Here is a 26,364-nt window from a genome sequence, read left to right as displayed (position 1 = left end):
CGCGGGCGACCCGCCGCCCGGGGTCTTCGCCAGACGCCCCCAGGCCGACCCGCCCAGCCCCCCGGCCAACGCCCCCGACCCGCCCAGCTCCCCCGCTCAGCGGGTCGCGCGGCCTGTTGCCGTGCCCTTGATGGCGTCCAGGGCGTAGACGCAGCGGTCCTTGCTCGCCGCGTACACCACGCCCGCCCGGGCCACCAGGGAGCCCGTGATCTCGCCGCCCGTCGCCAGTTTCCAGCGGAGCTGGCCGCCCGAGGCGTCCAGGGTGTAGATCACGTGGTCCGCCGAGCCGAAGTGGACCCGGCCGTCCGCCACCACCGGCGCACCCACCACGTCGCCGCCCGCCGCGAACCGCCACTTCGGGGTGCCCGTGACCGCGTCCAGCGTGTAGAGCGCGTGGCCACTGCCCACGTGCACGTTCCCGTCGGCCACCAGGACCGGCTCCGTGGACTGGCGGGACTCGGTCGCGATGCGCCAGCGGTCCTTGCCGGTCGCCGCGTCCAGCGCGTACACCGTCCCCAGGTAGTCCGCCAGGTACACCCCGCCGCCCGTCACCGCGGGCCCCGGCGCGAAGGCCGGCGGCGACGTGAACACCGCGGGCGCCTCGAAGTGCCAGCGCACCCGGCCCGACCGGGTCTCCAGGGAGAGCACCCGGGTGCCCGCCGACACGTACACGCAGCCGTCCTCGGCCGGGGTCAGCCGCACCGGTACGCCGCCGCAGGACGCGGCGTCCCCGATCGGGTACGACCAGCGCTCCCGGCCGGTGCGCGCCTCCAGGGCCCGCAGCCGGGCGTCCTGCCACACGTACACCGCGTCCCCGTGCACCGCGGGGCCCGCCTCGGGGGTCTCGAAGTCCGTCTGGACCCCGGTGACCTCCCACAGCTTCGCCCCGTTCGACGCCTCGTACGCCTGGGCTCCGCCGCCGCGCGTCCCGGTCACCACCGTGCCCCGGTCCGCCTTGAGCGAGTACACCCAGGCGTCCGTCTGCAGCCGCCAGCGCTCCCCGCCGTCCACCGCGTCCAGCGCGTACAGCGTCGGGCCGTCCGACGCGTGGATCCGGCCCCCGTCCACCGCCATGGCCCAGGCCACGTCACGGGTCTTGAACTGGCGCCGCCCGGTCGCCACGTCCAGCGCGTGCACCTCGAACGACGTCACGTACAGCAGGTCCCCGACCACCACGGGCGTGCCCCACACGTCGTTCGACATGCGGAACCGCCACGGCCGCCAGTGCCCCGGCGCCGCGGTCTCCGGCGGCGCCTGCGTCGGGACCGGCGGGGCGGCCGGCGGCGCCTCGGGCGCGGTCACCGAGCCGGGCGGCCGGATCCAGCCGGTCGGCCCGGCGTCGGCGACGGCCGCGCGGCGCGCGTCGGCCACCCGCGGGCCGGGGCCGATCGGCACCGGGGACCCGGACAGCCGCACCGGCCCGCCGTGGCGGTCGGTGCCGTGCTCCTGGCCGGTGCGCGGGTCGCCGCCCCAGTCGCCGCCGTGCGGCCGGGGCGGGGTGTGCGGCGGCCGCGGCGGGGAGGGCGGCTGGGCCGGGAGCGTGGTCCGGCCGCCGCGGCGCTGCTCGATCATCGACACGGCCCTGCCGGGCAGCCAGGCCGACGCCGTGCCGCTGTCGTCGCCGCCCGAGGAGAACAGGTGCGGGGCCAGCTGCGCCTGCAGGTCCTCCGGGCTGGGCCGCCGGACGGCCTCCATCTGCATGCAGGACTCGATCAGCGGCAGCAGCTCGTCCGGCAGGCCCGCCAGGTCCGGCCCCTCGCGCAGCAGCATGAACACGGTCTCCACCGGGTTGGCCCCGTGGAAGGGCGCGTGCCCGGTGGCGGCGAAGACCAGGGTGGAGCCCAGCGAGAACACGTCACTGGCCCCGGTCACGCTGCGCGAGTCCTTGGCCTGCTCGGGGGACATGTAGGCGGGGGTGCCCACAGCCACGTTCGTCATGGTCAGCCGGGTGTTGGAGACCCCAGAGGCGATGCCGAAGTCGATCACCCGCGGGCCGTCCTCGACGACCAGCACGTTGGACGGCTTGAGGTCCCGGTGCACCAGGCCCGCGCCGTGGATGGACTGCAGCGCCTCGGCGATCCCGGCGGCCAGCCAGCGCACGCCCTGCGGAGGCAGCGGCCCGGTCTCGGCCACTATCTCCTCGAGCGAGGGCGCCGGTACGTACGCCGTGGCCAGCCAGGGCACCGCGGCCCGCGGGTCGGCGTCGACGACCGCCGCCGTGTAGAAGCCGGACACCGCACGGGCGGCCTCCACCTCGCGGGTGAAGCGGACGCGGAACAGCTGGTCCTCGGCGAGCTCCGTGCGCACGGTCTTGATCGCCACGCGGCGGCCCGAGGCGGACCGCGCGAGGTAGACCAGCCCCATGCCGCCGGCGCCGAGCCGACCGAGCACCTCGAAGGGACCGATCCGCCTCGGGTCGTGCTGCGTCAGCTGCTCCACTTGCCTGCCACCTCCCCGTCGGGCCATGAGGGTACGGCCCCGTGGACCCTGATTCTTCCTGTCCTGGGCGGTGGTTGCGAACCCGGGGGCGGAACGGGGTGTCCTACCTCATATCGCTGCCTCCCCTCCCTCCTCCGTTTCGCTCATGCGCCCTCCGCCACCGGTGCGGCGAGGACGGCGAAGGCGGCGCCCTGGTTGTCGGTGAGGACGGCCATCCGTCCGTAGGGGGTGTCGAAGGGCGGGGCGGTGACCCGGCCGCCGAGCCGGGTGACGGTGGCCGCCGCCGCGTCGCAGTCGGCGACCGCGAAGTAGACGAGGAAGTGGCCGGGCAGCTCGGCGGGGAAGGCGTCGGTGAGTACGCTGCGGCCGCCGATCGCGGTGTCCTCGCCCGCCTCGGTGCCCGCCGGGGACCAGATGCGGAAGTCCACCTCGGGGTCGTCCAGGTCCCGCGTCCCGTACCCGAAGACGGTCGAGTAGAAGGCGTCCACCCGCTCCTTGTCCCGGGTGTACACCTCCGTCCAGCAGTACGAGCCGGGGGCGCCCTGCTTCTCGAAGCCGGTGTGCCCGGAGGCCTGCCACAGGCCGAACACGGCGCCGCCGGGGTCGGCGGCCAGCGCCATCGTGCCGAACGGCTCCACCGGGAATGGCTCGGTCACCAGCTGGCCGCCCGCGGCCCTGATCCGGGCGGCGGCCGCGCGGGCGTCGGGGGTGGCCAGGTAGACCGTCCACACGGTGGGCATGCGGCCGTCGCGCTTGGGCACCAGCGCGGCCACCCGGCGGCCCTCGCCGTAGGCGTTCGTGTAGTGCCCGTACGCCTCGCCGCCGTCCTCGCCGAAGGTCCAGCCGAACAGCTCCCCGTAGAACCGCTTGCCCGCCGCCAGGTCGGGCAGCTGGGCGTCCACCCAGCAGGGCACGCCCTCCGTGAATGCCATGACCCGGTCCCTTCGTCCTCGTCCCGTCGCACGCGTCCATCGCACGCGTCGTGTGGTGTGTGTGGTGCTTTTGGTGCGTTTGGCCTGTGTGGCCTATGTGGTGCCCGTCACAGTCGAAGCTAGTCCCGCACCCCCGTACCCGCAGGCGCTTTTTTCGAACATGCGCACCATTATCCCGATTCGGGACCTTGCAGCCCTTGGGTTGTCCACAGAAAGTTGTCCACAGGCTGTTAATAAGCTTATTGGGGTGCGAGGCTGCCCCCAGGGGGCCCCGGGAGCCGCTCCCGAGCCGCTCCCGAGCCACCCGAGCCACCCGAGCCCCCGTCAGGATCACGTCCGAGAGACCGTCAGGACCCACCCCGAGACCCCGTCAGAACCCGGCACCCGCAACCCACCGGAACCAGCCACCCGTCCCCCGCCGGAACCAGCCACCCGGCCGGTGCACCTCATTTGGAGTCGGCCGAATCGCGCGCCGATCACCCCTCGGTAAGCTGACGGCATGACAGGACAAGTACGCACCGTCGACGGCCGAGTGGCCGGTCGGCGCGGTCAGGCGACGCGGCAGAAGCTGCTCGACTGCCTCAGCGAGATGCTCAGCTCCTCGCCGTACCGGGACGTCAAGGTCATCGACGTGGCCCGGAAGGCGGGCACGTCCCCCGCGACCTTCTACCAGTACTTCCCGGACGTCGAAGGCGCCGTCCTGGAGCTGGCCGAGGAAATGGCCAACGAGGGCGCGTCGTTGACCGCGCTCGTCGAGGGCCGCTCCTGGGTCGGCAGGACCGGCGCCCAGACGGCCGAGGAGCTGGTCGAGGGATTCCTCGACTTCTGGCGCAAGAACGACGCCATCCTCCGCGTAGTCGACCTCGGCGCGGCCGAGGGGGACAAGCGGTTCTACAAGATCCGCATGAAGATCCTGAACTCGGTGACCAACTCCCTTACGGACGCGGTCAAGGACCTCCAGGCCAAGGGCAAGGTGGACAAGGACGTCAGCCCGGCCGCCATGGCGGGGTCCCTGGTGGCGATGCTGGCCGCGGTCGCCTCGCACCAGAAGGGCTTCCAGACCTGGGGCGTCAAGCAGGCCGAACTCAAGCCGAACCTGGCGCTGTTGGTGCACCTGGGCATCACCGGGAAGAAGCCCACGAAATAGCCGCGAAGCGGCACCTGACGGTACGAAACTGTACACACCGCACCGCACCCAGTCCTGTCACGCCGACGGCGGTCCCCCGTACGGACCGCCGTCGGCGTCCCTTTGCCCGGGACGCTCGCCGCCGCAGGGAACAGCACTCCCCTCAGCGCCTCCACAGCCGAGAGCAGCACTCCCCTCAGCGCCCCCGCCACTGGGAACAGCACCCCCCTCAGCGCCTCCGCAGCCGGAACAGCCGGATCTCCCGCTCGATCCGCGCCTGGTAGGCGGCGTACGGCGGCCAGAACCGCAGCGCCGCGCGCCAGGCCTCCGCGCGCGCCTCGCCGGTCAGCAGCTCCGCCCGCACCGGGACGTCCTCCCCGCGCCAACTCACCTCGGCGTCGGGGTTCTTGAGCAGGTTCCCGGTCCACGCCGGATGCCCCTCGCGCCCGAAGTTGGAGCCGACCAGCAGCCAGGTCCCGCCCTCCTCCGGCATGCACGCCAGCGGGGTGCGGCGCGGCTCCCCGGTCCGCGCGCCGCGCGCCGTGAGCACCACCCCGGGCAGCATCCGCGCGCTCAGCAGCACCTTCCCCCGGGTCAGCCGGTGCACCGCCCGGTCCATGGCGGGGATGAAGTGCGGGGCCACCCGCGCGAAGGCACGGGTGGAGGAGACCTTCTGGACGAGACGGGCACCAGGCGGCATCGGACGGACTCCAGACAAGAAGAGACGAGAAGAGAAGAGAAGAGGCAGGAAGAGGCAGGAAGAGGAAGGAAGAGGAAGGAAGAGGAAGGAAGAGGAAGGAAGAGGAAGGGGAACAGGACCACGGCCTCAGGCCGCCTCCTCCGGCGCCCCGAACAGCCCCGCCTCCCGCGCCGCGCGGGCGCGCAGCCGGTGGACGGGGCCGAAGAGGAGCTCGTCGGCGGTGGCCCGCTTGAAGTAGAGGTGCGCCTCGTGCTCCCAGGTGAAACCGATCCCGCCGTGCAGCTGGATGGCCTCTCCGGTGACCACCCGCAGCGCTTCGAGGGCCTGGGCCAGGGCGAGCGGCGCGGCGCCGGGGTCCCAGGCGCCGTAGTACGCGGCCGAGCGGGCGGCCTGGAGCCGGACGTAGAGGTCGGCGAGGCGGTGCTTGAGGGCCTGGAAGGAGCCGATCGGCCGGCCGAACTGCTCCCGGTCGCGCACGTGCTCCACCGTCCGGTCCAGGATGCGGGCGGCGGCGCCGACGGCCTCGGCGGCGAGCGCGGCGCAGGCGGTGCGCCCGGTGCCGGCCAGTGCCGCGCGCACCGCGGCGGGGTCGTCCGCGCCGAGCAAGTCGGCCGCTACGTCGCGCAGTTGGAGGCGACCGAGCGGCCGGGTCTGGTCGAGCGCGGTCTGCCGGGCGCGTACGAGGCCGGGGGCGTCGCCCCGTACCAGGAAGAGCAGCACGCGGCCGCGGGCGAAGCCGCCGGTGTGCGCGGCCACCACCAGCAGGCCCGCGCTGTGGCCGTCGAGGACCCGGTCCGCCTCGCCGTACAGCGTCCAGCCGCCGTCGCCCGGGCGGGCCTGCACCCCGCCGGAGCGCCCGCCGCCCGCCCAGCCGGGACCGTCGGGCCCGGCGTCGTCGTCCTCGCCGTCCTCGTCTCCGGTGAGCGCGAGGGCCCGCGCGAGGGCGTCGCCCGGGATGCCGAGTGCGCAGGTCAGCGAGCCGTCGGCGATGCGCGGCAGCAGCTCGCGGCGCTGCTGCGGGGTGCCGAGGCGGGCGAGGAGCGGGGCGGTGAGGAGCGAGGTGGCGAGCAGCGGGGAGGGCAGCAGGACGCGGCCGGTCTCCTCGCAGGCGAGGGCCAGCTCGGCGGTCCCGCAGCCGACGCCGCCGTACTCCTCGGGCAGGGCGAGGCCGGGCAGTCCGAGCTGTTCGGAGAGCCGGGCCCACAGGGCCGGGTCGTGCCCCGGGGGGCCGTCGACGGCGGCGCGGACCTCCTCGGGTCCGCAGCGCTTGGCGAGCAGTTCCCGCAGGGTGCGGCGGATCTCGTCCTGTTCCGCGGTGAAGGCGGCGTCCATGGGCTCCCCTCCAAAACTGACGGGCCGTCATGCTAGAGGGGGTCACCCCAGATGCACAGGGGTGCGGACCGGGAAGCGGGGATCACCCCGGACGCACGGGAGTGTGGACCGGGAAGCGGGGTGCGGGCCCGGAAGGCTGATCAGCCGAACACCCGCCCCCCCCCACACCTATCTGATACACCGTCAGATTCCGGTACCGTCGGGCCATGCCTACCTCACAGCGCAAGGTCGCCATCGTCGGCATATCCCTCTCGGACTGCGGCCGCGTCGACGAGGCCACCCCCTACGCCCTGCACGCCCAGGCCGCCCGCCGCGCCCTCGCGGACAGCGGCCTGGACCGCTCGGTGATCGACGGGCTCGCCTCGGCCGGACTCGGCACCCTCGCCCCGGTGGAGGTCGCCGAGTACCTGGGCCTGCGCCCCCGCTGGGTCGACTCCACCGCCGTCGGCGGCTCGACCTGGGAGGTGATGGCCGCGCACGCCGCCGACGCCATCGCCGCGGGCCACGCCAACGCCGTGCTCCTGGTGTACGGCTCGACGGCCCGGGCCGACATCAAGGCGGGCCGGCGCACCTCCAACCTCTCCTTCGGCGCGCGCGGGCCGCTGCAGTTCGAGGTCCCCTACGGACACACCCTGATCGCCAAGTACGCGATGGCCGCCCGCCGCCACATGCACGAGTACGGCACCACCCTGGAGCAGCTCGCCGAGGTCGCCGTGCAGGCCCGGGCGAACGCGGCGCTCAACCCCGAGGCGATGTTCCGCGAGCCGGTCACCGTGGACGAGGTGCTCTCGGGCCCGATGATCGCCGACCCGTTCACCAAGCTGCACTGCTGCATCCGCAGCGACGGCGGCTGCGCGGTGCTGCTGGCCGCCGAGGAGTACGTCCCCGACACCGCGCGGGACCCGGTCTGGATCCTCGGCACCGGCGAGCACGTCTCGCACACCACGATGTCGGAGTGGGAGGACTTCACCGTCTCCCCCGCCGCGGTCAGCGGGCGGCTCGCCTTCGAGCGGGCCGGGGTGCGCCCGCGGGACGTCGACCTCGCGGAGATCTACGACGCCTTCACGTACATGACCCTGGTGACCCTGGAGGACCTGGGCTTCTGCGCCAAGGGCGAGGGCGGCGCGTTCGTGGAGAAGGGGCGGCTGACCGTGGGGGGCGGCGGGCTGCCGGTGAACACCGACGGCGGCGGCCTCTCCGCCTGCCACCCCGGGATGCGCGGCCTGTTCCTGCTGGTGGAGGCCGTGCGGCAGCTGCGCGGGGAGGCGGTGGGGCGTCAGGTGCTGCGCGCCGACGGCAGCCTGCCCCGGCTGGCGGTGGCCTCGGGGACGGGCGGCTGGTTCTGCTCCTCGGGGACGGTGGTGCTGGGGCGGGACTGAGGAGCCGGGGCCACGGGGAGCCCCACCGGAGCCCCACCGTCACCCATCGACCCGTACCGGAACTCAGCACTCCAGAAGATCTATACAACCGTCATAGACAAGCGTTTAAGACGCCCGTATATTCGAGGTGTCGGAAGGCGGCGTCCACCCGGACGCCGCACCCGCCTCGACCCCTACGGGAGCCCACCATGAACGCGAGCACGAGCAGGGACGCGAGCACCAGCACGGACGCCGGCACCAGCACGGTCGGCAAGACGGTCCTGATCTCCGGCGCCTCCGTGGCGGGCCCCGCCCTCGCCCTCTGGCTGCACCGGTACGGCTTCGCCCCCACCGTCGTCGAGCGCGCTCCCGAACTGCGCCCCGGCGGCTACAAGGTGGACGTCCGCGGCGACGCCATCGAGGTCCTCGCCCGGATGGGCGTGCTCGACGAAGTGCGCGCCCACTCCACGGACATGGAGGGCGGTTCGTACGTCGACTCCGCCGGGCGCACCATCGGCGAACTGCCCGCCGAGATCTTCGGCGGACGCGTCGAGGGCGACGACGAGATCATGCGCGGCGACCTGGCGCGGATCCTGTACGAGCGCACCCGCGACGACGTCGAGTACCTCTTCGGCGACTCGATCGCGACCCTGGAGGACCTCGGGGACGACCCCGAGGACCCGGACGGCGTGCTGGTCACCTTCGACAGCGGGCTGCGCCGCCGCTTCGACCTGGTCGTCGGCGCGGACGGGATGCACTCCCACACCCGGCGCCTCGCCTTCGGCGATGAGTCGCGCTACAAGCGGTTCCTCGGCGCCTACATCTCGATCTTCACCGCCCCCAACCACCTGGGCCTGCGGCAGTGGGAGACCTACCACGCGCTGCCCGGCAAGCTGGTCTCCGTCTACAGCTCGGCCGGGCGGGACGACGCCAAGAACCTCTTCGTCTTCGCCGAGCCCGCCGAACTCCCCCTGCACCACCGGGACACCGCCGCGCAGAAGCGCCACCTGGCCGAGCGCTTCGCGGGCGACGGCTGGGAGCTGCCCCGGCTGCTCGCGCACGCCGGGGACGCCGAGGACTTCTACTTCGACTCCATCGCCCTGATCGAGATGGACCGCTGGTCGCGCGGCCGGGTCGTGCTGATCGGCGACGCCGCGCACTGCGCCTCGCCCGCCTCGGGGCAGGGCACCGGGCTCGCGCTGACCGGTGCCTACGTCCTGGCGGGTGAGCTCGCGGCGGCGGGCGGCGACCACCGGGTGGCGTTCACCCGCTACGAGGAGCTGATGCGGCCGGCCGTCACGCTGAACCAGAAGGTCGCCGAGGGCTTCGCCAAGGAGATGACGGTCGACCGCAAGTGGAAGATCGCGGCGCGGATGTTCATGGTGCGGACGCTGCCGCGCACCCCCTGGAAGAACCTGATCGCGAAGAAGATCCGCGAGCAGATCCAGCGGGCCGCCAACGCGGTCGAGCTGCGGGACTACACGGCGTACGCGCGGACCGACCGCACGACCGCGGTGACGGACACGGGCACGGGCACGGCCGCCGTTACCACCTCCACCCCCACCGCCCCCGCGGCCACCGTCGCGACCAGCCCGTCCGGACGCCCCGACCGGTCCGCCTTGGCCGCCGCCGCCCGATGAGGTGGGATGGGCCCATGGACGACTTCCACGCGGCCCTGCGCTCCCTGCGGGTCTGGGACACCGCACTGCCGGCCTTCGACCCCGCCACCGCGCCCGCCGCGCCGCTGCCGCTCTTCCACGAGTGGTTCACGGCCGCGGCGGGCGCGGGCGCGGTGGAGCCGCACACCGCACAGCTGGCCACGGTGGACGAGGACGGGCTGCCCGACGTGCGCACCCTGATGCTGCACGACGCCGACGGGCGGGGCTGGCGCTTCGCCTCGCACGCGGGCAGCGCCAAGGGCCGCCAGCTGGCCGCCCGGCCGGTGGCGGCGCTGCACTTCTACTGGCCGGTGCACGGGCGCCAGGTGCGGGTGCGCGGCCGGGTGACGGCCGGGACGCCCGAGGAGGCGTACGCCGACCTGCACGCCCGCTCCACCGGGGCGCTGGCCTCGGCGCTGGTCGGACGGCAGAGCGAAGTCCTGGGCTCGCTCGACGAGTTGGCGCGGGAGAGCGCCTCCGCCTGGGCCCGGGCCGAGAGCGAGCCGGGCGCGACGGCGGGGTCCTGGACCCTGTACGTACTGGAGCCCGACGAGGTGGAGTTCTTCCAGGGCGACGCCCGCCGCAGGCACGTACGACTGCGCTACCGGCGCCCGGGAGAGGGCGAACAGGGCTCCTGGGTCAGGGAGTTGCTGTGGCCGTGAACACCGGGACCGTCCAGCCGTCGTCGCCGGTGCGGAAGACCACCCGCAGCGCCATCCCGATCGCCAGCTCCCCGGGCGCCACGTCGACCACCTCGGTCATCATCCGGGGGCCCTCGGCGAGGTCGACGACGGCGGCCGTGTAGGGGGTGCGGCCGCCGAAGGGCGGCAGGTCGTTGCGGTGGACGACGGACCAGGTGTGCAGGACGGCCCGCCCGCTCGCCTGCTCCCAGCGCCCGTCCTCGCTCCAGCAGAACGGGCAGAACTCGCGCGGGTAGTGGTGCGCGCGGGCGCAGTCGCCGCAGCGGCGCAGCAGCAGCCTGCCCTCGGCGGCGGCGTCCCAGTAGGGCCGGGTGAAGGCGTCGGCCTCGGGGGTGGCGGCGGTGGGCCGGGCACCGGGCTCCCCGGGCCGCGGAGTGGGTACGGAGGCGGGGGCGGGGGTCATCCGAAGAGTCCGATCGCGTGGTCGAGGGACCAGGTCTGCCAGGACATGGCGAACAGCGCGACCAGCGAGATCAGCGCCATCATCGCGTTCTGCCCCTGCTCGGCCCAGTCGTGGATCATCAGGACGAGGTAGAGGAGGTTGAGCAGCAGCCCGCCGACGAGCGCGACCGGCGTGAGGAAGCCCGCCACCAGGCCGAGCCCCAGGGCGAGTTCGGCGTAGACGACGACGTACGCCATGGCCTTCGGGCGCGGCTTGACCACCGCGTCGAAGCCCCTGCGGACGACGGGCCAGCGGTGCTTGCCGGCGACGTCGGCGGCCCAGGCGATGCCCGTACCGCGCTCGAACCAGCCCTTCTTGTCCTTGTGGCGCCAGCTCTCCAGCCACCACAGGCCGAGGCCGATGCGCAGCACGGCGAGCCACTCCGCGCCGGTGAGCCAGATGGTGTGCACCGCGACCCCCTCCGGTCGACTCCGCTCAAATCTGACGGTACGTCAGTTCAGCGGATGAGGGCGGCCGTACGCAAGGGGTGCGTCGGAGGCGCGTGCGCGAGGCGGAGGCCTTCCGCACTCCGACCCGGGGGCCTTCCGCGCCCTCCGGCCCGGGGCCTTCCGCACTCCGTCCCGGCGGTCCTCCGCATCCTCCGGCCCCGGGGCGTGACCAGATCGCAACCGATTCCCTCCTTGACCGATACCCATCAAGTGAGCACGCCGTTACGCTCGGCGTTCATGGCTGACACCACCTCCGACGACCGTCCCGGCCACCCCGGCCACCCCGTGTACGTGGTCGGCGGCGGCCCCGGCGGGCTCGCCGTGGCCGCCGCGCTGCGCGCCCGCGGCGTCCGGGCCGTCGTCCTGGAGCGGTCCGACGCGGTCGGGGACTCCTGGCGCCGCCACTACGAGCGCCTGCGGCTGCACACCACCCGGCGCCTCTCCGGGCTGCCGGGGCTCGCCATGCCGCGCCGCTTCGGCCGCTGGGTCGCGCGCGCGGACGTGGTGCGCTACCTGGAGAAGTACGCGGAGTACCACGAGCTGGAGATCGTCACCGGGGTCGAGGTCTCCCGCATCGAACAGGCGGGCCCCGACTGGCTGTTGCACGCCACCGGGGGCCGCCGGCTGACGGGCCGCGCGGTGGTGGTGGCCACCGGCTACAACCACACCCCGCGGGTGCCGGACTGGCCGGGCCTCTCCTCGTACGCCGGAACCTTCCTGCACGCCTCCGCCTACCGCGAGCCCTCGCCCTACGCGGGCCGGGACGTCCTGGTCGTCGGGGTCGGCAACACCGGCGCGGAGATCGCCGTGGACCTGGCCGAGGGCGGCGCCGCGCGGGTCAGGCTCGCGGTGCGCACCGCCCCGCACGTCCTGCGCCGCTCCACGGCCGGCTGGCCCGCGCAGCGCACCGGCATCCTGGTGCGGCGGCTGCCGGTGGGCCTGGTGGACCGGGCCGGGCGCGTGGTGACCCGCCTCTCGGTCCCCGACCTCTCGGCCCAGGGCCTGCCCCGCCCCGACACCGGGCTGTACTCGCGGGTGCGCGAGGGCGCGATCCCGGTGCAGGACGTGGGGCTGATCGACGCGGTGAAGCGGGGGGCGGTGGAGCCGGTGGCGGCCGTGGAGTCCTTCGAGGACGGCAAGGTGGTCCTCGCGGACGGCGAGCGGATCGGCCCCGAGGTCGTGATCGCGGCGACCGGCTACGACCGGGGCCTGGAGGAACTGGTGGGCCACCTGGGGGTGCTGGACGAGCGGGGCCGCCCGCTGGCCCACGGGCGCCGCAGCCCGGCGGGGGCGCCGGGCCTGCACTTCACCGGCTACACCAACCCGATCAGCGGCAACCTGAGGGAACTGGCCCTGGACGCGCAACGGATCGCGCGGGCCCTGTCGCGCTGAGCGCGGCGCGTAGAACCGGTCGGAGACCCGGATTCCGTACGTACGTAACCCGTGCGCGGGTTCCGTACGTACGACAACGGGGCCCCGCTCCCCCCTGAGGGAGCCGGGCCCCGCCGGGTCCGTGCCGCGCGTCCGGTTACGCCCGGCCGCGCTTGCGGCGCGCCACGACGACCATCGCCCCGCCGGCCGCCAGGAGCGCGCCCGCCCCCGCCATCAGCGGCACCGCGTCGTCGCTGCCCGTGCTGGCCAGGCCGCCGCCGGTGGCGGCGCCCGTGGTGGAGCCGGAGCCGGTGGTGCCGGACGCCGAGGAGCCCGAGCCGGTGGTGGAGCCGCCGGTCGTGCCCGTGGTGCCGCCGGTCGAACCGGTCGCCCCGCCCGTGGAACCCGAGCCGCCCGTACTGCCCGTGGTCCCGCCGGACCCCGTCGTCGAGCCGCCCGTCGTCGACGTACCGCCGGCGTCCGCGCCGCCGCTGCCGCCGGGCGTGGCGTTCAGGACGATCTCCGCCACGTCGTTCTCGGGGTTCTTGTCCGGGCTGGGCTTCATGTGCGTGTCGATGGCCACCGCGCCCTCGGCGTCCGGCACCACCTTGTCCACGCGCAGCTTCAGCGGCCAGGTGACCGGGACGTCGGGGAGCACGCCGGGGCTGCCGACCAGGTACTGCGAGCAGCGCACCCGCTTGCCCTTGTCCTCCGTGGAGCAGTCCTCGCCCGTGCTCGTGGCGGTGGTGCCCGGCGGCAGCGTCACCACGACGTCGAAGAACGCGTCCGACGGGCCCGGCGGGACGAGGGTGCCGTCGCCGATCCAGCCCGGGCCCTTGTTGAGCACGGTCACGTCGAGCGCGACGGTCTCGCCCTCCTTGCCCGTCAGCCGGGCGCCGGCCACCGAGAGGTCGGCGGTGTTGGCGATCCGTACCGTCTGCAGCTCGATCGCGGCGTTCCCGGACGGCTTGCCCGCGCGCTTGACCAGGGTGACCGGCGCCCCGCTGCCCTTGGTCAGGGCGCGGCCCGCGCGGGCCTCCTCCAGGGCCTTGGCCGAGTAGGGCACGACCTTCCAGGAGAGGGCCTCGTCCATGGCGTACTTCTCGGTCGTCATGCCCAGCGGCCTGGACGTGCCGTAGAGCGCGCCCGGCGCCACGGTCCCGTCCAGCACGCAGACCGTGCGGTACAGCCCGCCGGCCTCCCGCTCGTCCGTCTCGTACTCGCAGCTGGAGCTCGACTGGACGCCCCGCAGCCCGTACGTGCTGTGCGCGACCAGGATCACGCCCGCCGCCGCGGTCCCGCCCTTGTTGCCCACCTGCGGAGACAGGCCGATCGGCGCCCCCGCCTTCGCCCCCGTGGCCGCGGCGAACCGTTCGAGGACCAGGTCCGCCCCGGCCCCCGCCCCGTCGGCCGCGTGCGCGGCACCGGTGGCGGCCGCGCCGACCAGCCCGGCCGCCGCGGCGAGCGCCGCGAGGCCCCGGGCCGTTGTCCTGAACTTGTTCATGCCGCTTCGATCCATGTGAAGCCAGACGACCCCGGGGGAAGAAGGGTTGTACGGGACATGAGGAACGCGCTCCAAGATCACCCAGCGGCTCCGGGGCCTCGCGCTCGGTGAGAACCCGCACCGCCCCGGGGGCCTCCGGGGAGGCCTTCGGGCGCTCCCGCGGGGCCTCCGGAAGGGCTCGTGGGGCCTCCGGAAGGGCTCGCGGAGGCACTCCCAGGGGCCCGTTGCCCCGGATTTGCCTGCACGACTGTTCCTGACGGAGCGTCAGCTAAGTAATCTGACTATGCGTCAGTTGAGTTGGCCGACGAGCGGGAGCGGGCAGAGCGATGCTTGGATCAACCCACGGCACCTTCACCAGCGACCTCCGCGCCCGAGTCGTGGCCTGCGGAGAACAGACCGCGGCGGCCGTCCACGGCGTCGCCGCGGCCGAGGGCGACCTGGACGTCAGCGGACGCCCCCTGTACGCCAACGTCCCCGACCTGGACCGGTTCTTCCGGCCCGAGTCCGTCGCCGTCGTCGGCGCGTCCGACGCCGAGGGACGGCCCAACACCGGCATCACGCGCCAGCTCATCGCCTGGGCCGAGCGGGTCGGCGCGCGGCTGCACCCCGTCCACCCCACCCGGGAGACGGTCTTCGGGCTGCCCTGCGTGCCCTCGGTCGGCGACCTCGCCGAACCGGTCGACCTCGCCGTCCTGCTGGTCGGCGACCCGCTCCCGGTCATCGAGCAACTCGCCGAGTCCAAGGTGAAGTTCGCGGTCGCCTTCGCCTCCGGGTTCGCCGAGACCGGCGAGCGGGGCGCCGCCGCGCAGCAGCGGCTGGCCGCCGCCGTGGAGCGCTCCGGGCTGAGGCTGCTGGGCCCCAACACCAACCTCAACGCCTTCGAGCGCTTCCGGGACGACCTGGAAGGACCGGCGATCGCCCTGATCACCCAGTCGGGACACCAGGGCAGGCCCGTCTTCACGATGCAGGAGCTGGGGGTGCGGCTCTCGCACTGGGCGCCCACCGGCAACGAGGCCGACCTGGAGACCGCGGACTTCATCTCGTACTTCTCCGAGCGGCCCGAGGTGGGGGCCATCGCCTGTTACGTCGAGGGGCTCAAGGACGGCCGGTCCTTCCTGCTGGCCGCCGACCGGGCCGCCCGGCGCGGCGTGCCGGTGGTCGCCGTGAAGGTCGGGCGCACCGAGGCGGGCTCGCGGATGGCGGCCTCCCACACGGGCAAGCTGACCGGCGCGGACCAGGTGGTGGACGCGGCGATGCGGCAGTTCGGGGTGATCCGGGTGGACGGCCTCGACCAGCTCCAGGACACCTCCGCCCTGCTGGCCAGGGCCCGCAGGCCGGTCGCGGAGGGGGTCGTCGTCTACTCGATCTCCGGCGGGACCGGCGCGCACTTCTCCGACCTGGCCACCGCGGCCGGCCTGACGCTGCCCGCGCTGGGCGAGGCCAAGCAGGCCGAGCTGCACCAGTGGATCCCGGAGTACCTCAACGTCGCCAACCCCGTCGACAACGGCGGCCACCCGGTCGGCGACTGGCGCGGCCGGAAGATCATCGACGCGATCCTGGCCGACCCGTCCGTCGGCGTGCTGATCTGCCCGATCACCGGCCCGTTCCCGCCGATGAGCGACAAGCTGGCGCAGGACCTGGTGGACGCGGCCGAGCACAGCGACAAGCTGGTGTGCGTGGTCTGGGGCTCCCCCGTGGGCACGGAGGCCGCCTACCGCGAGACGCTGCTCGGCTCGTCCCGGGTCGCCACCTTCCGCACCTTCGGCAACTGCATCGGCGCGGTGAAGGCCTACCTGGACCACCACCGCTTCACCACCGGCTACCGCTCCCCCTTCGACGAGGCGCCCCGCACCCCCTCGCCGTCCTTCCGCAAGGCGCAGGCCCTGATGCGCCCGGGCCGCCAGCTCAGCGAGCACGCGGCCAAGCAGCTGCTGCGCGCGTACGGGATACGGGTGCCGCGCGAGCAGCTGGTGACCAGCGCGGCGGCGGCCGTGCGGGCGGCGGGACTGGTGGGGTACCCGGTCGTGATGAAGGCCTCCGGCGCGCACATCGCGCACAAGACGGAGCTGGGCCTGGTGAAGGTGGGGCTCACCTCGGCCAGCCAAGTGCGGGACGCCTACCGCGAGTTGACGGACATCGCGAAGTACGAGGACGTGGACCTGGAGGGCGTCCTGGTCTGCCAGATGGTGGAGCGGGGCGTGGAGATGGTCGTCGGCGTCACCCACGACGAGCTGTTCGGCCCGACGGTGACGGTGGGCCTGGGCGGGGTCCTGGTGGAGGTGCTGCGGGACGCGGCGGTACGGGTGCCGCCGTTCGGCGAGGACCAGGCGCGGGCCATGCTCGGCGAACTGCGCGGCCGGGCCCTGCTCGACGGGGTGCGCGGCGGGCCGCCGGTGGACGTGGACGCGCTGGTCGAGGTGGTGCTCAGGGTGCAGCGGATGGCCCTGGAACTCGACGGCGAGCTGAGCGAGCTGGACATCAACCCGCTGATGGTGCTGCCGCGCGGCCAGGGAGCGGTGGCGCTGGACGCGCTGGCCGTGTGCCGCTAGCCCGCGCCTTCGAAGTCGTGCCTGCCGTACCTGCCGTACCTGCGAAGGAGGCCACTGTGACGACCGAGGACGTACTGCACCGCACCGAGGGCGGGGTCTCCTGGATCACGCTCAACCGCCCGGAGGCGATGAACGCCGTCACCTGGGACCAGCGGGAGCGGGTGATCGCCCTGCTCGGGGAGGCCTCGGCCGACCCCGGCGTACGGGCGGTGGTGCTCACGGCCACCGGCAAGGGATTCTGCGCGGGCGCCGACCTGCGGGGCACCCCGTCCACCGGCCGCGAGCGCGTCCCGGGCGACGTGGCACGCACCATCCGGCTCGGCGCCCAGCGGCTGATCGCGGCGGTACTGGACTGCGAGAAGCCGGTGATCGCGGCGGTGAACGGCACGGCGGCCGGGATCGGGGCGCACCTGGCGTTCGCCTGCGACCTGGTGCTCGCGGCCGAGGAGGCCCGGTTCATCGAGGTGTTCGTGCGCCGGGGCCTGGTCCCCGACGGCGGCGGGGCGTACCTGCTCCCGCGCCTGGTGGGCCCGCAGCGGGCGAAGGAGCTGATGTTCTTCGGGGACGCGCTGGGGGCGGCGGAGGCGGCGGGGATGGGCCTGGTGAACCGGGTGGTCCCGGCGGCGGAGCTGGAGAAGACGGCGCGGGAGTGGTCGGAGCGGCTGGCGCAGGGCCCGACGCGGGCGCTCGCGCTGACCAAGCAGCTGGTGAACGCGTCCCTGGACGGCGACCGCGCGACGGCCTTCGCGGCGGAGGCGGCGGCGCAGGAGGTCAACATGACGACGCGGGACGCGAACGAGGGGGTGGCGAGCTTCGTGGAGCGCAGGACCCCGGTGTACCGCGGCCTGTAAGCAGCCGACTGCCTTGCGGGCCTTCCAATCTGACGGCTCGTCACTTTCAATGGGAGATGTGATGGGACACGCTGGAATGGCGGCCACCGCCGTCCGCTACCTGCGCGCCGCGGGCGCGCCGACCACCGTCGCGCGACCGGTGGAGAGCCTGCCGCGCCCCGACCTGAGGGCGGTACGGGACGACGAGCGCCTACCGCTCGACCCGGCCGAGTTCCGCCGGGTCCTGGGCCACTTCGCGAGCGGGGTCACCATCGTGACGGCCCGCGACGAGGCGGGCCCGGCGGGCTTCGCCTGCCAGTCCTTCGCCTCGCTCTCCCTGGACCCGCCGCTTGTCGCCTTCATGGTGGCGCGCACGTCGACGACGTGGCCGCGGATCGCCCGGGCCGGCTCCTTCTGCGTCAACGTACTCTCCGCCGAGCAGGGCGAGTTGTGCCGGGGCTTCGCGGTGAGCGGGGCGGACAAGTTCGCGGGCGTGACCCACGACGAGGCCCCGTCGACGGGCTCCCCGCGCCTGGCGGGGGCGGCGGCCTGGATCGACTGCGTGATCCAGACGGTGCACACGGGCGGGGACCACCTGATCGTGGTGGGACGGGTGGAGGCGCTGGACGCGGGGGCGGAGGCGGAGCCGTTGCTGTTCCATCGGGGGCGGTTCGGGGGGTTCACCCAGCGGTGAGCCGCCGCCGGTACTCGTCGAAGGGGACGGCGCGCTCCAGGGCGGTGCGCCGCCACTCCCGGTACGGGCCGAGGTCGCCCTCGTACGTCTCGCGGTCGATCTGGGTCCCGTCCGGACGGTAGTTGAGGTGGACGAGACGGGCGTCGTCGAACATCCACCAGTCCTGCCCGGACAGCGGCAGCCCGAAGTCGTCCCCGGTCACGTCGAGGACGCGGATGTCCTCCCCGGCGACGAGGTTGCCGGGGATGCCCCAGGCGAACTGGTAGCGCTGGTAGTCGGTGAGCGGCCGCCGCACGACGCGCACCCGCCCGATGCGCTTGCCGGCCGCGAGGTGCCCGCGGACCCGGGCGTGCCAGCGGGCGTTGTGATCGGCGGGCTTGTCGTCCCCCCGCAGGAACCGGGCGAAGCTCTCGCGCTCACCGGGCATGGTGTAGGTGGGCTGGGCCTCGAAGCGCCAGGCGTCGCGCGCGAAGGAGTCGAAGCAGGCCTTCCAGGCGTCACCGTCGAGGATCATGGGTCGCTCCCTCCGTTGCGGCAGCGTCGTTGACGCCGCCCTCGTGGACCATCCGCAGCGCCTCCGCGACCGCCTCGACGTGATCGGCCCGCAGGACGCCCAGGTGCACCAGGGGCACGCCCTGCCGGTGCACGTGGGCCCGTACGCCCCTGACATCGTCCTCGGACAACCCGATCTCCACCAGGGCGCCCTGGAGCGCCCTGCAGGCGCTGTCGGCGCGCGCCCAGGCGTCGCGCCAGGTCCGCATCTCCATCAGTGCCCCCGGTGGTCGCGGATCTCGGCGGACAGCGCGAACCGCTCACGATCGGTCGAGGCCGCCGCACGCTGCTCCATGAGCGCGGCGCAGACGGCGCAGCCGGGTGCCGGGCGGGCTTCGTAGAGCCATGGTTCGATGGGGAGTTCCACCGGAGATTCCTGCCTGGCCTGCTGGGTGCTCATACGCGGCCCACCTTCCGAAGTCGCTTCGGAGCGATGGTGCCCCGCGTTCGGGCTGCGTGATGAATCCATGCACGACATGGACTAAAGATCACGCGCGGGCTTTCGCCGCCCATTCCCCGAGCACTTCCCGGGCGGCTTCGCCGAACAGGGCGCACTGCTCGTACTCACGGAACAGATCCAGATAGGTGTGCACGTCCCTGGCATCGCGGAACACCATCACTCCAGCGGTCAGTTCCACCGTCGCTATGCGCTGGTCGTACACGGTGAAGGTGTCCAGTGGATTTCCAGGCATGCGGTGGTCCAGCGGAATGACTCCCAGCCGCACACCCGGCACGTGGGTCAGTGAGGCCAGGTGGTCGATCTGCACGCCCATCTGAGACGGCTCGAGAAACGGATTCCTCACCGCTTGTTCGGTGAGGATGAACGTGAACCGCTTCTCCGGGTCGTACAACACCCTCTGCCGGTCGATCTTCCTCGCGATGACCGCGGAATGGTCTCCGGGGACGTGCGCCAGGCTCTTCCTGATGTATTCGGGCGTCGAGAGCAACCCGGTGACCATGGAGAGCAGGAAGAAACGGAATTCGGTCGTCGTCGCCTCAAGTCCCGCCAGTTCGGCCTGCTTCTTGTCCAGGCCGCGTCGACGCATGCCCCGGATGTCCTGCCACTGCGTGTTCGCCACCCTCGCGAGGGCGAGCACTTCGGCGACGAGTCGTTCGGGCGCGTCCACTGCCTTCAGGTACTGCTCGACGTCGACGAGCGTCGGGCGGGTGCGACCGTTCTCGATCCGGCTCACCTTGGACTGCGAGACGTTCATGCGCCTCGCCACGCGCTCGCCGGAGAGCGCGGAGCGCCGACGCAGTTCGCGGAGCGTGGCGGCCAGTTCGGACCCTGACCGCCCGAGCTCCTCGGGGTCGAACGTCACCGATGCTTGTACTCCCCGAAGGGGACCGACTCGGCGACGGCGATTCGCTGGTACTCGACGAACGGGGCCGGGTCGCCCTCGTACAACTGCCGGTTGATCTGCCTGCCGTCGGCCTCGTAGTTCATGAGGACGACTGTAGAGCGATCGAACATCCAGAAGTCCTGGACGTCAGGAAGCGGGTTCCCGCGCTCCGTCACGTCGAGGATCCGGATGTCCTCGCCCGCCGGGGCCTGGTGCTGGTAGTACCGCTCGAACTCGAACCGCAGGTAGTCGGAGAGCGGTCTCGTGACGATGTGTACGCGTCCCACCCGGCGTGTGCCCACCATGCGCGTCCACTCGTCGTCGTACGGGCCGGGGAATCGGGCGCCCGTCTTGAACGCCGCGTACTCGTCCGCCTCCTGCGCCACGAGGTACTGGGGCAGCGTCTCAAGCCGCCACGCCTCGCTCTGGAAGCCCTCGAACTGGGCAGCCCAGGTCTCACCATCCAAGAGCACGTACGGCCTCCCTCAGCACACTCTCGGGAATCTCCACGACCCCTTCCCCGGCAGCCGGAACGAACGCCTCGTACGTGTCACCCTGCACGACGATCGATCCCGTCGCGGTGCGGTACACGTTGGGGCAGTCGCCCTGGCCGCAGGGCCCGCCGTTGCCATTGCCCGTGAGCCGTTGAAGTTCCTCACGCGACATGCTGAACCCCCTTGCACTTGGGGCGTTTTGCCCCTGGTCGAGATGACCGTACGACGCCCACGCCGGTGTCGCTATGCAGAGACGCGACTATGCGCGTATCGGACTAAAGATCAAGGAGAGGAGCGACCCTCGGTCCGCCTCACGCACCCCCGTACCGCCCCCACCACTCCCCGAACGGCACCGCCGCCCCCAACGCCGCGTCCCTCGCCCGCACCCACTCCGCCGCGTCGCCCCGCTCCCGCGCCCCCGTGAACGCCCCGCCCTCCCCGTACTCCATCGACACCACCCGGGACTCGTCGAACATCCAGAAGTCCGGGACCCCCGCCACCGGGTTCGGGCCGTCCGTGACGTCCAGGACGAAGAACTCCTCCCCCGCCTCCTGGTTCTTCGCGTAGCCCCATCCCAGCTCGAACCGCAGGTAGTCCGTGAGCGGGCGGGTCAGGACGTGGACGCGGTACACGCGGCGGCCCGACTCCACGTGGGCGCGGACTTCGTCCGCCCAGCTCTGGTTGTAGTCCGCCGGGCGCGGCTCCCCCGCCAGGAACGCCCGGATCATCGCCGGGTCCGACGAGCCGCTGTAGTCGTCGAGGGTTTCGAGGCGGAACGCCTCCCGCCCGAAGGTCTCGAAGAGCCCGTCGAAGTCTGCCGGTGAGATCGTCACGTCGTGCGCGCCTTTCGCGAGAGCGGTCCCCGGCCGATGGTCCCGGGCGTCCAGCGCCGGGTGCAAGCCCACCCCTAGGCCACCGCCCCCGCCTCCTTCGCCCCCCGCCGCCGGATCACCAGGGCCATCAGGGCCGCCGCCGCGCACAGGGCGCCCGAGGCGTACCAGACCACGTCGTACGAGCCGAAGACGTCCCGCGCCACGCCGCCCGCGAAGGCCACCACCGCCGCGCCCACCTGGTGCGAGGCCAGGACCCAGCCGAAGACGATCGCGCTGTCCTCGCCGTACTGCTCGCGGCAGAGCGCGATCGTCGGCGGGACCGTCGCCACCCAGTCCAGGCCGTAGAAGACGATGAAGAACACCATCGGCGGGTGCACGTTCGGGGCCAGCAGCATCGGCAGGAACAGCAGCGAGACACCGCGCAGGGCGTAGTAGACGGCGAGCAGGCGGCGGGGCTCGAAGCGGTCGGTGAACCAGCCCGAGGCGATCGTGCCGACCACGTCGAAGACGCCGATCACCGCCAGTAGCGACGCCGCCGCCGTCACGGGCATGCCGTGGTCGTGCGCGGCCGGCACGAAGTGGGTCTTGACCAGGCCGTTCGTCGACGCGCCGCAGATCGCGAAGGTGCCGGCCAGCAGCCAGAAGGGGCCCGTGCGCGCCGCCCGGAACAGCACGGTCAGCGCCCGGCGGGCCGCGCCCGGGAGCGGGGCCGGCTTCGGGGCCGGCTCGGTCGCCCCGTACGGCGCCAGGCCCACGTCCGCCGGGTGGTCGCGCAGCAGCAGCCAGACGAACGGGACCACCGCGAGCGCCGACAGCGCCACCGTCACCGCCGCCGGGCGCCAGCCGTGGTGCTCCACCAGCCAGGAGAGCAGCGGCAGGAAGACCAGCTGGCCGGAGGCGCCGGCCGCGGTGAGGATGCCCGTGACCAGGCCCCGGCGCGCCACGAACCAGCGGTTGGTCACCGTCGCCGCGAAGGCCAGCGCCATCGAGCCGCTGCCCAGGCCGACCAACACCCCCCAGAACATGACCAGTTGCCAGGCCGCCGTCATCCAGACCGTGAGGACGGAGCCGGTGGCGATGACGGTGAGGGCGACGGCCACCACCTTGCGGATGCCGAAGCGGTCCATCAGGGCGGCGGCGAAGGGGGCCGTGAGGCCGTAGAGCGCCAGGTTCACCGAGACCGCGAAGCCGATCGTGCCGCGCGACCAGGCGAACTCGTCGTGCAGCGGCTCGATCAGCAGTCCGGGCAGCGAGGCGAAGGCCGCGGCGCCGATGATCGTCACGAACGTGACCGCGGCGACGGACCACGCCCGGTGGAAGCGGGGAGCGGGAGGGGACGGCAGCGGCGGCCGTACGCGGTCTTCGTTCGTTGTCTGTGTCACGTCAATGAGCATCCCGGGGACGGCATCCGGCAGCCATTGGCCCGAATGACAGCTTTCGATAGGATCGGGCCATGCCTTCGGAGAGCTCGGGCCTGCCCCACCGCGTCGTCGTCCTCGCCCTGCCCGGCCTGCTCCCCTTCGAGCTCGGCATCCCGCACCGCATCTTCGGCCGCGCCTTCGCCCCGGAGGCGGCGGAAGGGGGCGAAAGGCGCGCCCTGTACGAGACCGTGACCTGCGGGCTGCGCCCCGGAGCCGTGCGCACCGACGCCGACTTCGACATCCACGTCGCGCACGGCGCCGAGGCCCTCGCCACCGCCGACACCGTGGTCGTGCCCGCCTCCTACGAGCTGGGCCCGGTGTACGAGCGCGGAGAGCTCACCCCGGAGCTGGCCGGGGCGCTCGGGCACCTGCGGCCGGGCACCCGGCTCGTCTCCATCTGCACCGGGGCGTACGTGCTCGCCGCCGCCGGCCTCCTCGACGGGCGCCCGGCCACCACGCACTGGTCCTCCGCCGGGCACTTCCAGCGGCTCTTCCCCGCGGTCCGGGTCGACCCGGACGTGCTGTTCATCGACGACGGGGACGTGCTCACCTCGGCGGGCGTGGCCGCGGGCGTCGACCTGTGCCTGCACATCGTGCGCCGCGACCACGGCACGACGGTCGCCAACGACGTGGCCCGCCGCACCGTCGTACCGCCCCACCGGGACGGCGGGCAGGCCCAGTTCATCCAGCGCCCGGTGCCGGAGCCGCAGTCCTCGACCACGCTGCGGGCCCGCGCGTGGGCGCTGGCCCACCTGCACGAGCCGGTGCAGCTGCGGGACCTGGCCGAGCAGGAGGCGATGAGCGTACGGACCTTCACGCGCCGCTTCCGCGAGGAGGCCGGGGTCAGCCCCGGGCAGTGGCTGACCAGCCAACGCGTGGAGCGGGCCCGGCAGTTGCTGGAGGACACCGACCTGTCGGTGGACCAGGTCGCCGCCCGCGCCGGGTTCGGCACGGCCCAGTCGATGCGCCAGCACCTCCAGGCGGCGCTGGGCGTCGCCCCGACCGCCTACCGCCGCACCTTCAGGACCGGGCGGGGAGCGGGACCCCGGGCGACCTGACCCGGCCCGGACCGGACCGAGGCGTGGTCCGGCCCGGCCGGCCGGGGTCCCCGTGGCGTCAGAACGTGAGCACCGCCCGCGCCACCTTCCCCGCCTCCGCGTCCCGCACCGCCCGCTCGAAGTCCTCCACCGGGTAGGTGGCCGTCACCAGTTCGTCCAGCAGCAGCCGCCCCTGCCGGTACAGGTCCGCGTACAGCCGGATGTCGTGCTGCGGGCGCGAACTGCCGTACCGGCAGCCGAGGATGGACTTGTCCAGGAACATCGCGGCCGGTACGAAGCTCGCCTCCGCGGTCGCCGCCGGCATCCCCAGGATGACCGCCTGGCCGCCCCGGTCGAGCAGCTCCACGGCCTCGCGCACCAGGCCCGTGTGGCCCACGCACTCGAAGACGTGGTCGGCCCCGGTCGGCAGGATCTCCCGCACGCCCGCGGTGGAGCCCAGGAAGTGGGTGGCCCCGAACTGCCGGGCCACCGCCTCCTTCGCCGGGTTGGCGTCCACCGCGACGATCGTCAACGCGCCCGCAAGCCGGGCCCCTTGGAGGACGTTCAGCCCGATCCCGCCGGTGCCGATGACCACCACGGTGTCGCCCCGGTCCACCTTCGCCCGGTTCAGCACCGCGCCCACCCCGGTGAGCACCCCGCAGCCGATGAGGGCGGCGGAGGCGAACGGGATCCCCTGCGGGATCTTCACCGCCTGCACGGCCTTGACGATCGTCCGCTCGGCGAAGGCCGAGTTGGACGCGAACTGGTACACCGGACCCGAAGGCCGCGAGAACGGCTGCCCCGGACGGCCGATCGCCTTGCGGCACATCGTCGGCCGCCCCCGGTCGCAGTCCGCGCACGCCCCGCAGCTGGCCAGCGTGGACAGCGAGACGTGGTCGCCGGGCGCCACGTGGGTGACGCCCTCGCCGACCGCCTCCACCACCCCGGCGCCCTCGTGGCCCAGCACCACCGGCGGCGGGAAGGGGATCGTGCCGTCGATCACGGACAGGTCGCTGTGGCAGAGCCCGGCGGCCCTGATCCCCACCAGGACCTCCCCGGGCCCCGGGTCGCGTATCTCCAGGTCGTCCACGACGGCCGCCTGCTTGCCGTCGAACAGCACACCCCTCATCGAGGCTCCCTCGGTAGGCCGAGCACCCGCTCGGCGATGATGTTGCGCTGGATCTCGTCCGAGCCGCCGTAGATGGTGTCCGCGCGGCTGAAGAGGAACTTGCGTTGCAGTGAGTCGAGTTCGTACGGGTCCTCGGGCGTCCAGTCGACGGGACCGGTGAGCGCCTCCGGGCCGCGCACCCGCATCGCCAGCTCGCCCAGGCGCTGGTGCCAGCGGCCCCAGAGCAGCTTGGCGACGCTGGGGGCGCCCGGGTCGCGGGTGCCCTCGGCGCCGCCGAGGGTGCGCAGGGCGTTCCAGCGCATCACGCGCAGCTCGGCCCACTGGCGTACGAGCGCGTCCTTCAGGACCGGGTCGGCGATCGCGCCGCTCTCCACGGCCAGCCGCACGACCTCGGCCAACTCGGCCTGGAAGCCGACCTGTTGCGCGAGCGTGGACACCCCGCGCTCGAAGGCGAGCAGCCCCATGGCGACGCGCCAGCCCTCGCCCTCGCCCCCCACGAGGTCCGCCGCGGCGGCGGTGGCCCCGTCGAAGAACACCTCGTTGAACTCGCTCGTCCCCGACATCTGCCGGATCGGCCGCACCTCGATGCGGCCCGGCTGGTCCATCGGGACCAGCAGGAACGAGAGCCCGTGGTGGCGGCGCGAGCCCGGGTCGGTGCGGGCCAGCACGAAGCACCAGTCGGCCTCCAGCGCGAGGGACGTCCAGATCTTCTGGCCGGTGATGCGGTACGCGTCCCCGTCGCGCACCGCGGCCGTACGCAGCCCCGCCAGGTCCGAGCCGGCGCCCGGCTCGCTGTAGCCCTGGCACCACAGCTGCTCGCCCCGGGCGACGGGCGGCAGGAAGCGGGCGCGCTGCTCCTCGGTGCCGTGGGCGATCAAGGTGGGGGCCAGGAGGTTCTCGCCGATGTGGCCGCTGCGGGGCGGGGCGCCGGAGCGGGCGTACTCCTCGGCCCAGACGACCTGCTGGGTGAGGGTGGCGCGGCGGTTGCCGTACCCGTCGGCGTCCCAGCCGAGCCCGATCCACCCCGCCGCCCCGAGCTCGCGCTCCCAGGCGCGGGGGGTGCGGGTGGGGGGGCCGGGGGTGTGGGTGTGGAGCCAGGTGCGGGCTTCCTCGCGGAAGGTGTGGTCCTGGGGGGAGTAGGCGAAGTCCACGGGAACCTCCGGGTGAGTGTGCGCTGCGGGGCGCCGTGCCCCCATGCCCCCGGCCCCTCCGGACCCGGGTCCTTCCGGGGGCCGGCGCTTCCGGGCCCGCCCCGCGTTCCCGTCCCCTTCCACAGCCGGGCGCCCCCGTCTCTCCAGCCCCTCCGGAGCCGGTCAACCCCATGTATCCAGCCCCTCCGGCGTTTGAGGAGCGGGGTCTGGGGCGGAGCCCCAGGAACCTTCGCCTACAACCGCCGGAGGCTTTCGGGAAGGGGTGGGGTGGGGGTCCGCGCAGGGGCCCCGGCCCACCAGGACCCCCACGCCCACCGGG

At 73.5% G+C, this 26,364-nt stretch carries 26 protein-coding genes; 9 read left to right on the top strand and 17 right to left on the bottom strand.

The window, feature by feature from the left end:
* Nucleotides 1–96 precede the first annotated feature (96 nt).
* Both ABT160_RS37525 and kbpA read right to left on the bottom strand, forming a co-directional pair.
* Nucleotides 97–2,439: an outer membrane protein assembly factor BamB family protein gene (locus ABT160_RS37525; RefSeq protein ID WP_351652711.1), complete on the bottom strand. Its 2,343-nt coding sequence runs from the start codon at nt 2,437–2,439 to the stop codon at nt 97–99.
* Between the two features lie 143 nt (nt 2,440–2,582).
* Complete coding sequence (kbpA, locus tag ABT160_RS37520) at nt 2,583–3,371, bottom strand: AfsK-binding protein KbpA (RefSeq protein ID WP_351652709.1); 789 nt, start codon at nt 3,369–3,371, stop codon at nt 2,583–2,585.
* A 499-nt stretch (nt 3,372–3,870) separates the two neighbouring features.
* On the opposite strand from kbpA, the gene ABT160_RS37515 reads away from it, so the two are divergent.
* Entirely contained in the window at nt 3,871–4,518 is a 648-nt protein-coding gene (locus tag ABT160_RS37515; RefSeq protein WP_351652707.1) for a TetR family transcriptional regulator, read from the top strand.
* A gap of 208 nt (nt 4,519–4,726) precedes the next feature.
* Here the strand turns inward: ABT160_RS37515 and ABT160_RS37510 are convergent, their stop codons facing one another.
* Both ABT160_RS37510 and ABT160_RS37505 read right to left on the bottom strand, forming a co-directional pair.
* Entirely contained in the window at nt 4,727–5,197 is a 471-nt protein-coding gene (locus ABT160_RS37510; protein WP_351652705.1) for a nitroreductase family deazaflavin-dependent oxidoreductase, read from the bottom strand.
* Nucleotides 5,198–5,323: 126 nt separating this feature from the next.
* Entirely contained in the window at nt 5,324–6,529 is a 1,206-nt protein-coding gene (locus ABT160_RS37505; protein WP_351652703.1) for an acyl-CoA dehydrogenase family protein, read from the bottom strand.
* 206 nt (nt 6,530–6,735) lie between these two features.
* On the opposite strand from ABT160_RS37505, the gene ABT160_RS37500 reads away from it, so the two are divergent.
* The 3 genes from ABT160_RS37500 to ABT160_RS37490 all read left to right on the top strand — a co-directional run bounded on the left by ABT160_RS37500 (nt 6,736) and on the right by ABT160_RS37490 (nt 10,207).
* The gene (locus ABT160_RS37500; RefSeq protein ID WP_351652702.1) at nt 6,736–7,908 is read left to right on the top strand and encodes a thiolase C-terminal domain-containing protein; all 1,173 of its coding nucleotides are present in this window, start codon (nt 6,736–6,738) and stop codon (nt 7,906–7,908) included.
* Nucleotides 7,909–8,096: 188 nt separating this feature from the next.
* A complete protein-coding gene (locus ABT160_RS37495; RefSeq protein ID WP_351652700.1) occupies nt 8,097–9,527 on the top strand; it encodes an FAD-dependent monooxygenase in 1,431 nt (476 codons plus the stop codon).
* Between the two features lie 14 nt (nt 9,528–9,541).
* Nucleotides 9,542–10,207, top strand: coding sequence for a pyridoxine/pyridoxamine 5'-phosphate oxidase (locus ABT160_RS37490; protein ID WP_351652698.1), 666 nt, complete (start codon nt 9,542–9,544; stop codon nt 10,205–10,207).
* Here the strand turns inward: ABT160_RS37490 and ABT160_RS37485 are convergent.
* On the bottom strand, nt 10,185–10,649 hold the full coding sequence (locus ABT160_RS37485; protein ID WP_351652696.1) for a Zn-ribbon domain-containing OB-fold protein: 465 nt from the start codon (nt 10,647–10,649) through the stop codon (nt 10,185–10,187). The genes ABT160_RS37490 and ABT160_RS37485 overlap by 23 nt on opposite strands.
* Nucleotides 10,646–11,098: a DoxX family protein gene (locus tag ABT160_RS37480; RefSeq protein ID WP_351652694.1), complete on the bottom strand. Its 453-nt coding sequence runs from the start codon at nt 11,096–11,098 to the stop codon at nt 10,646–10,648. Before ABT160_RS37480 ends, ABT160_RS37485 begins: the two co-directional genes overlap by 4 nt.
* Before the next feature lie 276 nt (nt 11,099–11,374).
* On the opposite strand from ABT160_RS37480, the gene ABT160_RS37475 reads away from it, so the two are divergent.
* Nucleotides 11,375–12,529 (top strand): flavin-containing monooxygenase, encoded by a 1,155-nt coding sequence (locus ABT160_RS37475; RefSeq protein WP_351652692.1) that lies wholly within the window; start codon nt 11,375–11,377, stop codon nt 12,527–12,529.
* Nucleotides 12,530–12,665: 136 nt separating this feature from the next.
* Here the strand turns inward: ABT160_RS37475 and ABT160_RS37470 are convergent, their stop codons facing one another.
* On the bottom strand, nt 12,666–14,012 hold the full coding sequence (locus ABT160_RS37470; RefSeq protein WP_351652690.1) for an LAVTG motif-containing sortase-dependent surface protein: 1,347 nt from the start codon (nt 14,010–14,012) through the stop codon (nt 12,666–12,668).
* A 326-nt stretch (nt 14,013–14,338) separates the two neighbouring features.
* Here ABT160_RS37470 and ABT160_RS37465 point away from each other — a divergent pair, with 326 nt between their 5' ends.
* The 3 genes from ABT160_RS37465 to ABT160_RS37455 all read left to right on the top strand — a co-directional run bounded on the left by ABT160_RS37465 (nt 14,339) and on the right by ABT160_RS37455 (nt 18,085).
* Nucleotides 14,339–16,561: an acetate--CoA ligase family protein gene (locus ABT160_RS37465; protein ID WP_351652688.1), complete on the top strand. Its 2,223-nt coding sequence runs from the start codon at nt 14,339–14,341 to the stop codon at nt 16,559–16,561.
* Nucleotides 16,562–16,578: 17 nt separating this feature from the next.
* Complete coding sequence (locus tag ABT160_RS37460) at nt 16,579–17,412, top strand: enoyl-CoA hydratase/isomerase family protein (protein WP_502984372.1); 834 nt, start codon at nt 16,579–16,581, stop codon at nt 17,410–17,412.
* Between the two features lie 76 nt (nt 17,413–17,488).
* Complete coding sequence (locus tag ABT160_RS37455; RefSeq protein ID WP_351652735.1) at nt 17,489–18,085, top strand: flavin reductase family protein; 597 nt, start codon at nt 17,489–17,491, stop codon at nt 18,083–18,085.
* Here the strand turns inward: ABT160_RS37455 and ABT160_RS37450 are convergent.
* The 8 genes from ABT160_RS37450 to ABT160_RS37415 form a co-directional block, all read right to left on the bottom strand.
* Nucleotides 18,072–18,599 (bottom strand): DUF6879 family protein, encoded by a 528-nt coding sequence (locus tag ABT160_RS37450; protein WP_351652684.1) that lies wholly within the window; start codon nt 18,597–18,599, stop codon nt 18,072–18,074. The genes ABT160_RS37455 and ABT160_RS37450 overlap by 14 nt on opposite strands.
* Nucleotides 18,583–18,852: a hypothetical protein gene (locus tag ABT160_RS37445; protein ID WP_351652682.1), complete on the bottom strand. Its 270-nt coding sequence runs from the start codon at nt 18,850–18,852 to the stop codon at nt 18,583–18,585. The genes ABT160_RS37450 and ABT160_RS37445 overlap by 17 nt, the downstream gene beginning before the upstream one ends.
* Nucleotides 18,852–19,037: a hypothetical protein gene (locus ABT160_RS37440; RefSeq protein ID WP_351652681.1), complete on the bottom strand. Its 186-nt coding sequence runs from the start codon at nt 19,035–19,037 to the stop codon at nt 18,852–18,854. Before ABT160_RS37440 ends, ABT160_RS37445 begins: the two co-directional genes overlap by 1 nt.
* Before the next feature lie 88 nt (nt 19,038–19,125).
* Nucleotides 19,126–19,959: a Scr1 family TA system antitoxin-like transcriptional regulator gene (locus ABT160_RS37435; protein ID WP_351652679.1), complete on the bottom strand. Its 834-nt coding sequence runs from the start codon at nt 19,957–19,959 to the stop codon at nt 19,126–19,128.
* Nucleotides 19,956–20,453: a DUF6879 family protein gene (locus ABT160_RS37430; protein WP_351652677.1), complete on the bottom strand. Its 498-nt coding sequence runs from the start codon at nt 20,451–20,453 to the stop codon at nt 19,956–19,958. The genes ABT160_RS37435 and ABT160_RS37430 overlap by 4 nt, the downstream gene beginning before the upstream one ends.
* Complete coding sequence (locus ABT160_RS37425; RefSeq protein WP_351652675.1) at nt 20,437–20,646, bottom strand: hypothetical protein; 210 nt, start codon at nt 20,644–20,646, stop codon at nt 20,437–20,439. The genes ABT160_RS37430 and ABT160_RS37425 overlap by 17 nt, the downstream gene beginning before the upstream one ends.
* 139 nt (nt 20,647–20,785) lie before the next feature.
* Nucleotides 20,786–21,307 carry a DUF6879 family protein gene (locus ABT160_RS37420; protein WP_351652673.1) on the bottom strand — a complete coding sequence of 174 codons (522 nt, stop codon included), beginning with the start codon at nt 21,305–21,307 and terminating at the stop codon, nt 20,786–20,788.
* Nucleotides 21,308–21,381: 74 nt separating this feature from the next.
* Entirely contained in the window at nt 21,382–22,701 is a 1,320-nt protein-coding gene (locus tag ABT160_RS37415; protein WP_351652671.1) for an MFS transporter, read from the bottom strand.
* A 59-nt stretch (nt 22,702–22,760) separates the two neighbouring features.
* On the opposite strand from ABT160_RS37415, the gene ABT160_RS37410 reads away from it, so the two are divergent.
* Entirely contained in the window at nt 22,761–23,786 is a 1,026-nt protein-coding gene (locus ABT160_RS37410; RefSeq protein ID WP_351652669.1) for a GlxA family transcriptional regulator, read from the top strand.
* A gap of 58 nt (nt 23,787–23,844) precedes the next feature.
* Here ABT160_RS37410 and ABT160_RS37405 read toward each other — a convergent pair whose 3' ends face one another.
* A complete protein-coding gene (locus ABT160_RS37405) occupies nt 23,845–24,894 on the bottom strand; it encodes a Zn-dependent alcohol dehydrogenase (RefSeq protein WP_351652668.1) in 1,050 nt (349 codons plus the stop codon).
* Nucleotides 24,891–26,045: an acyl-CoA dehydrogenase family protein gene (locus ABT160_RS37400; RefSeq protein ID WP_351652666.1), complete on the bottom strand. Its 1,155-nt coding sequence runs from the start codon at nt 26,043–26,045 to the stop codon at nt 24,891–24,893. Before ABT160_RS37400 ends, ABT160_RS37405 begins: the two co-directional genes overlap by 4 nt.
* Nucleotides 26,046–26,364: the final 319 nt, after the last annotated feature.

The sequence above is a fragment of the Streptomyces sp. NPDC001941 genome (assembly GCF_040296945.1).
Lineage (GTDB): Bacteria > Actinomycetota > Actinomycetes > Streptomycetales > Streptomycetaceae > Streptomyces.
This window is presented reverse-complemented; position numbering and strand designations above follow the sequence as displayed.

Coding starts and splice junctions, on each gene's coding strand:
- ABT160_RS37405 (WP_351652668.1), bottom strand. CDS start 24,894: ATGAGGGGTGTGCTGTTCGACGGCAAGCAGGCGGCCGTCGTGGACGAC.
- ABT160_RS37455 (WP_351652735.1), top strand. CDS start 17,489: ATGGCGGCCACCGCCGTCCGCTACCTGCGCGCCGCGGGCGCGCCGACC.
- ABT160_RS37465 (WP_351652688.1), top strand. CDS start 14,339: ATGCTTGGATCAACCCACGGCACCTTCACCAGCGACCTCCGCGCCCGA.
- ABT160_RS37490 (WP_351652698.1), top strand. CDS start 9,542: ATGGACGACTTCCACGCGGCCCTGCGCTCCCTGCGGGTCTGGGACACC.
- ABT160_RS37440 (WP_351652681.1), bottom strand. CDS start 19,037: ATGAGCACCCAGCAGGCCAGGCAGGAATCTCCGGTGGAACTCCCCATC.
- ABT160_RS37445 (WP_351652682.1), bottom strand. CDS start 18,852: ATGGAGATGCGGACCTGGCGCGACGCCTGGGCGCGCGCCGACAGCGCC.
- ABT160_RS37515 (WP_351652707.1), top strand. CDS start 3,871: ATGACAGGACAAGTACGCACCGTCGACGGCCGAGTGGCCGGTCGGCGC.
- ABT160_RS37495 (WP_351652700.1), top strand. CDS start 8,097: ATGAACGCGAGCACGAGCAGGGACGCGAGCACCAGCACGGACGCCGGC.
- ABT160_RS37415 (WP_351652671.1), bottom strand. CDS start 22,701: ATGCTCATTGACGTGACACAGACAACGAACGAAGACCGCGTACGGCCG.
- ABT160_RS37470 (WP_351652690.1), bottom strand. CDS start 14,012: ATGAACAAGTTCAGGACAACGGCCCGGGGCCTCGCGGCGCTCGCCGCG.
- ABT160_RS37450 (WP_351652684.1), bottom strand. CDS start 18,599: ATGATCCTCGACGGTGACGCCTGGAAGGCCTGCTTCGACTCCTTCGCG.
- ABT160_RS37485 (WP_351652696.1), bottom strand. CDS start 10,649: ATGACCCCCGCCCCCGCCTCCGTACCCACTCCGCGGCCCGGGGAGCCC.
- ABT160_RS37505 (WP_351652703.1), bottom strand. CDS start 6,529: ATGGACGCCGCCTTCACCGCGGAACAGGACGAGATCCGCCGCACCCTG.
- ABT160_RS37425 (WP_351652675.1), bottom strand. CDS start 20,646: ATGTCGCGTGAGGAACTTCAACGGCTCACGGGCAATGGCAACGGCGGG.
- ABT160_RS37500 (WP_351652702.1), top strand. CDS start 6,736: ATGCCTACCTCACAGCGCAAGGTCGCCATCGTCGGCATATCCCTCTCG.
- ABT160_RS37410 (WP_351652669.1), top strand. CDS start 22,761: ATGCCTTCGGAGAGCTCGGGCCTGCCCCACCGCGTCGTCGTCCTCGCC.
- ABT160_RS37475 (WP_351652692.1), top strand. CDS start 11,375: ATGGCTGACACCACCTCCGACGACCGTCCCGGCCACCCCGGCCACCCC.
- kbpA (WP_351652709.1), bottom strand. CDS start 3,371: ATGGCATTCACGGAGGGCGTGCCCTGCTGGGTGGACGCCCAGCTGCCC.
- ABT160_RS37510 (WP_351652705.1), bottom strand. CDS start 5,197: ATGCCGCCTGGTGCCCGTCTCGTCCAGAAGGTCTCCTCCACCCGTGCC.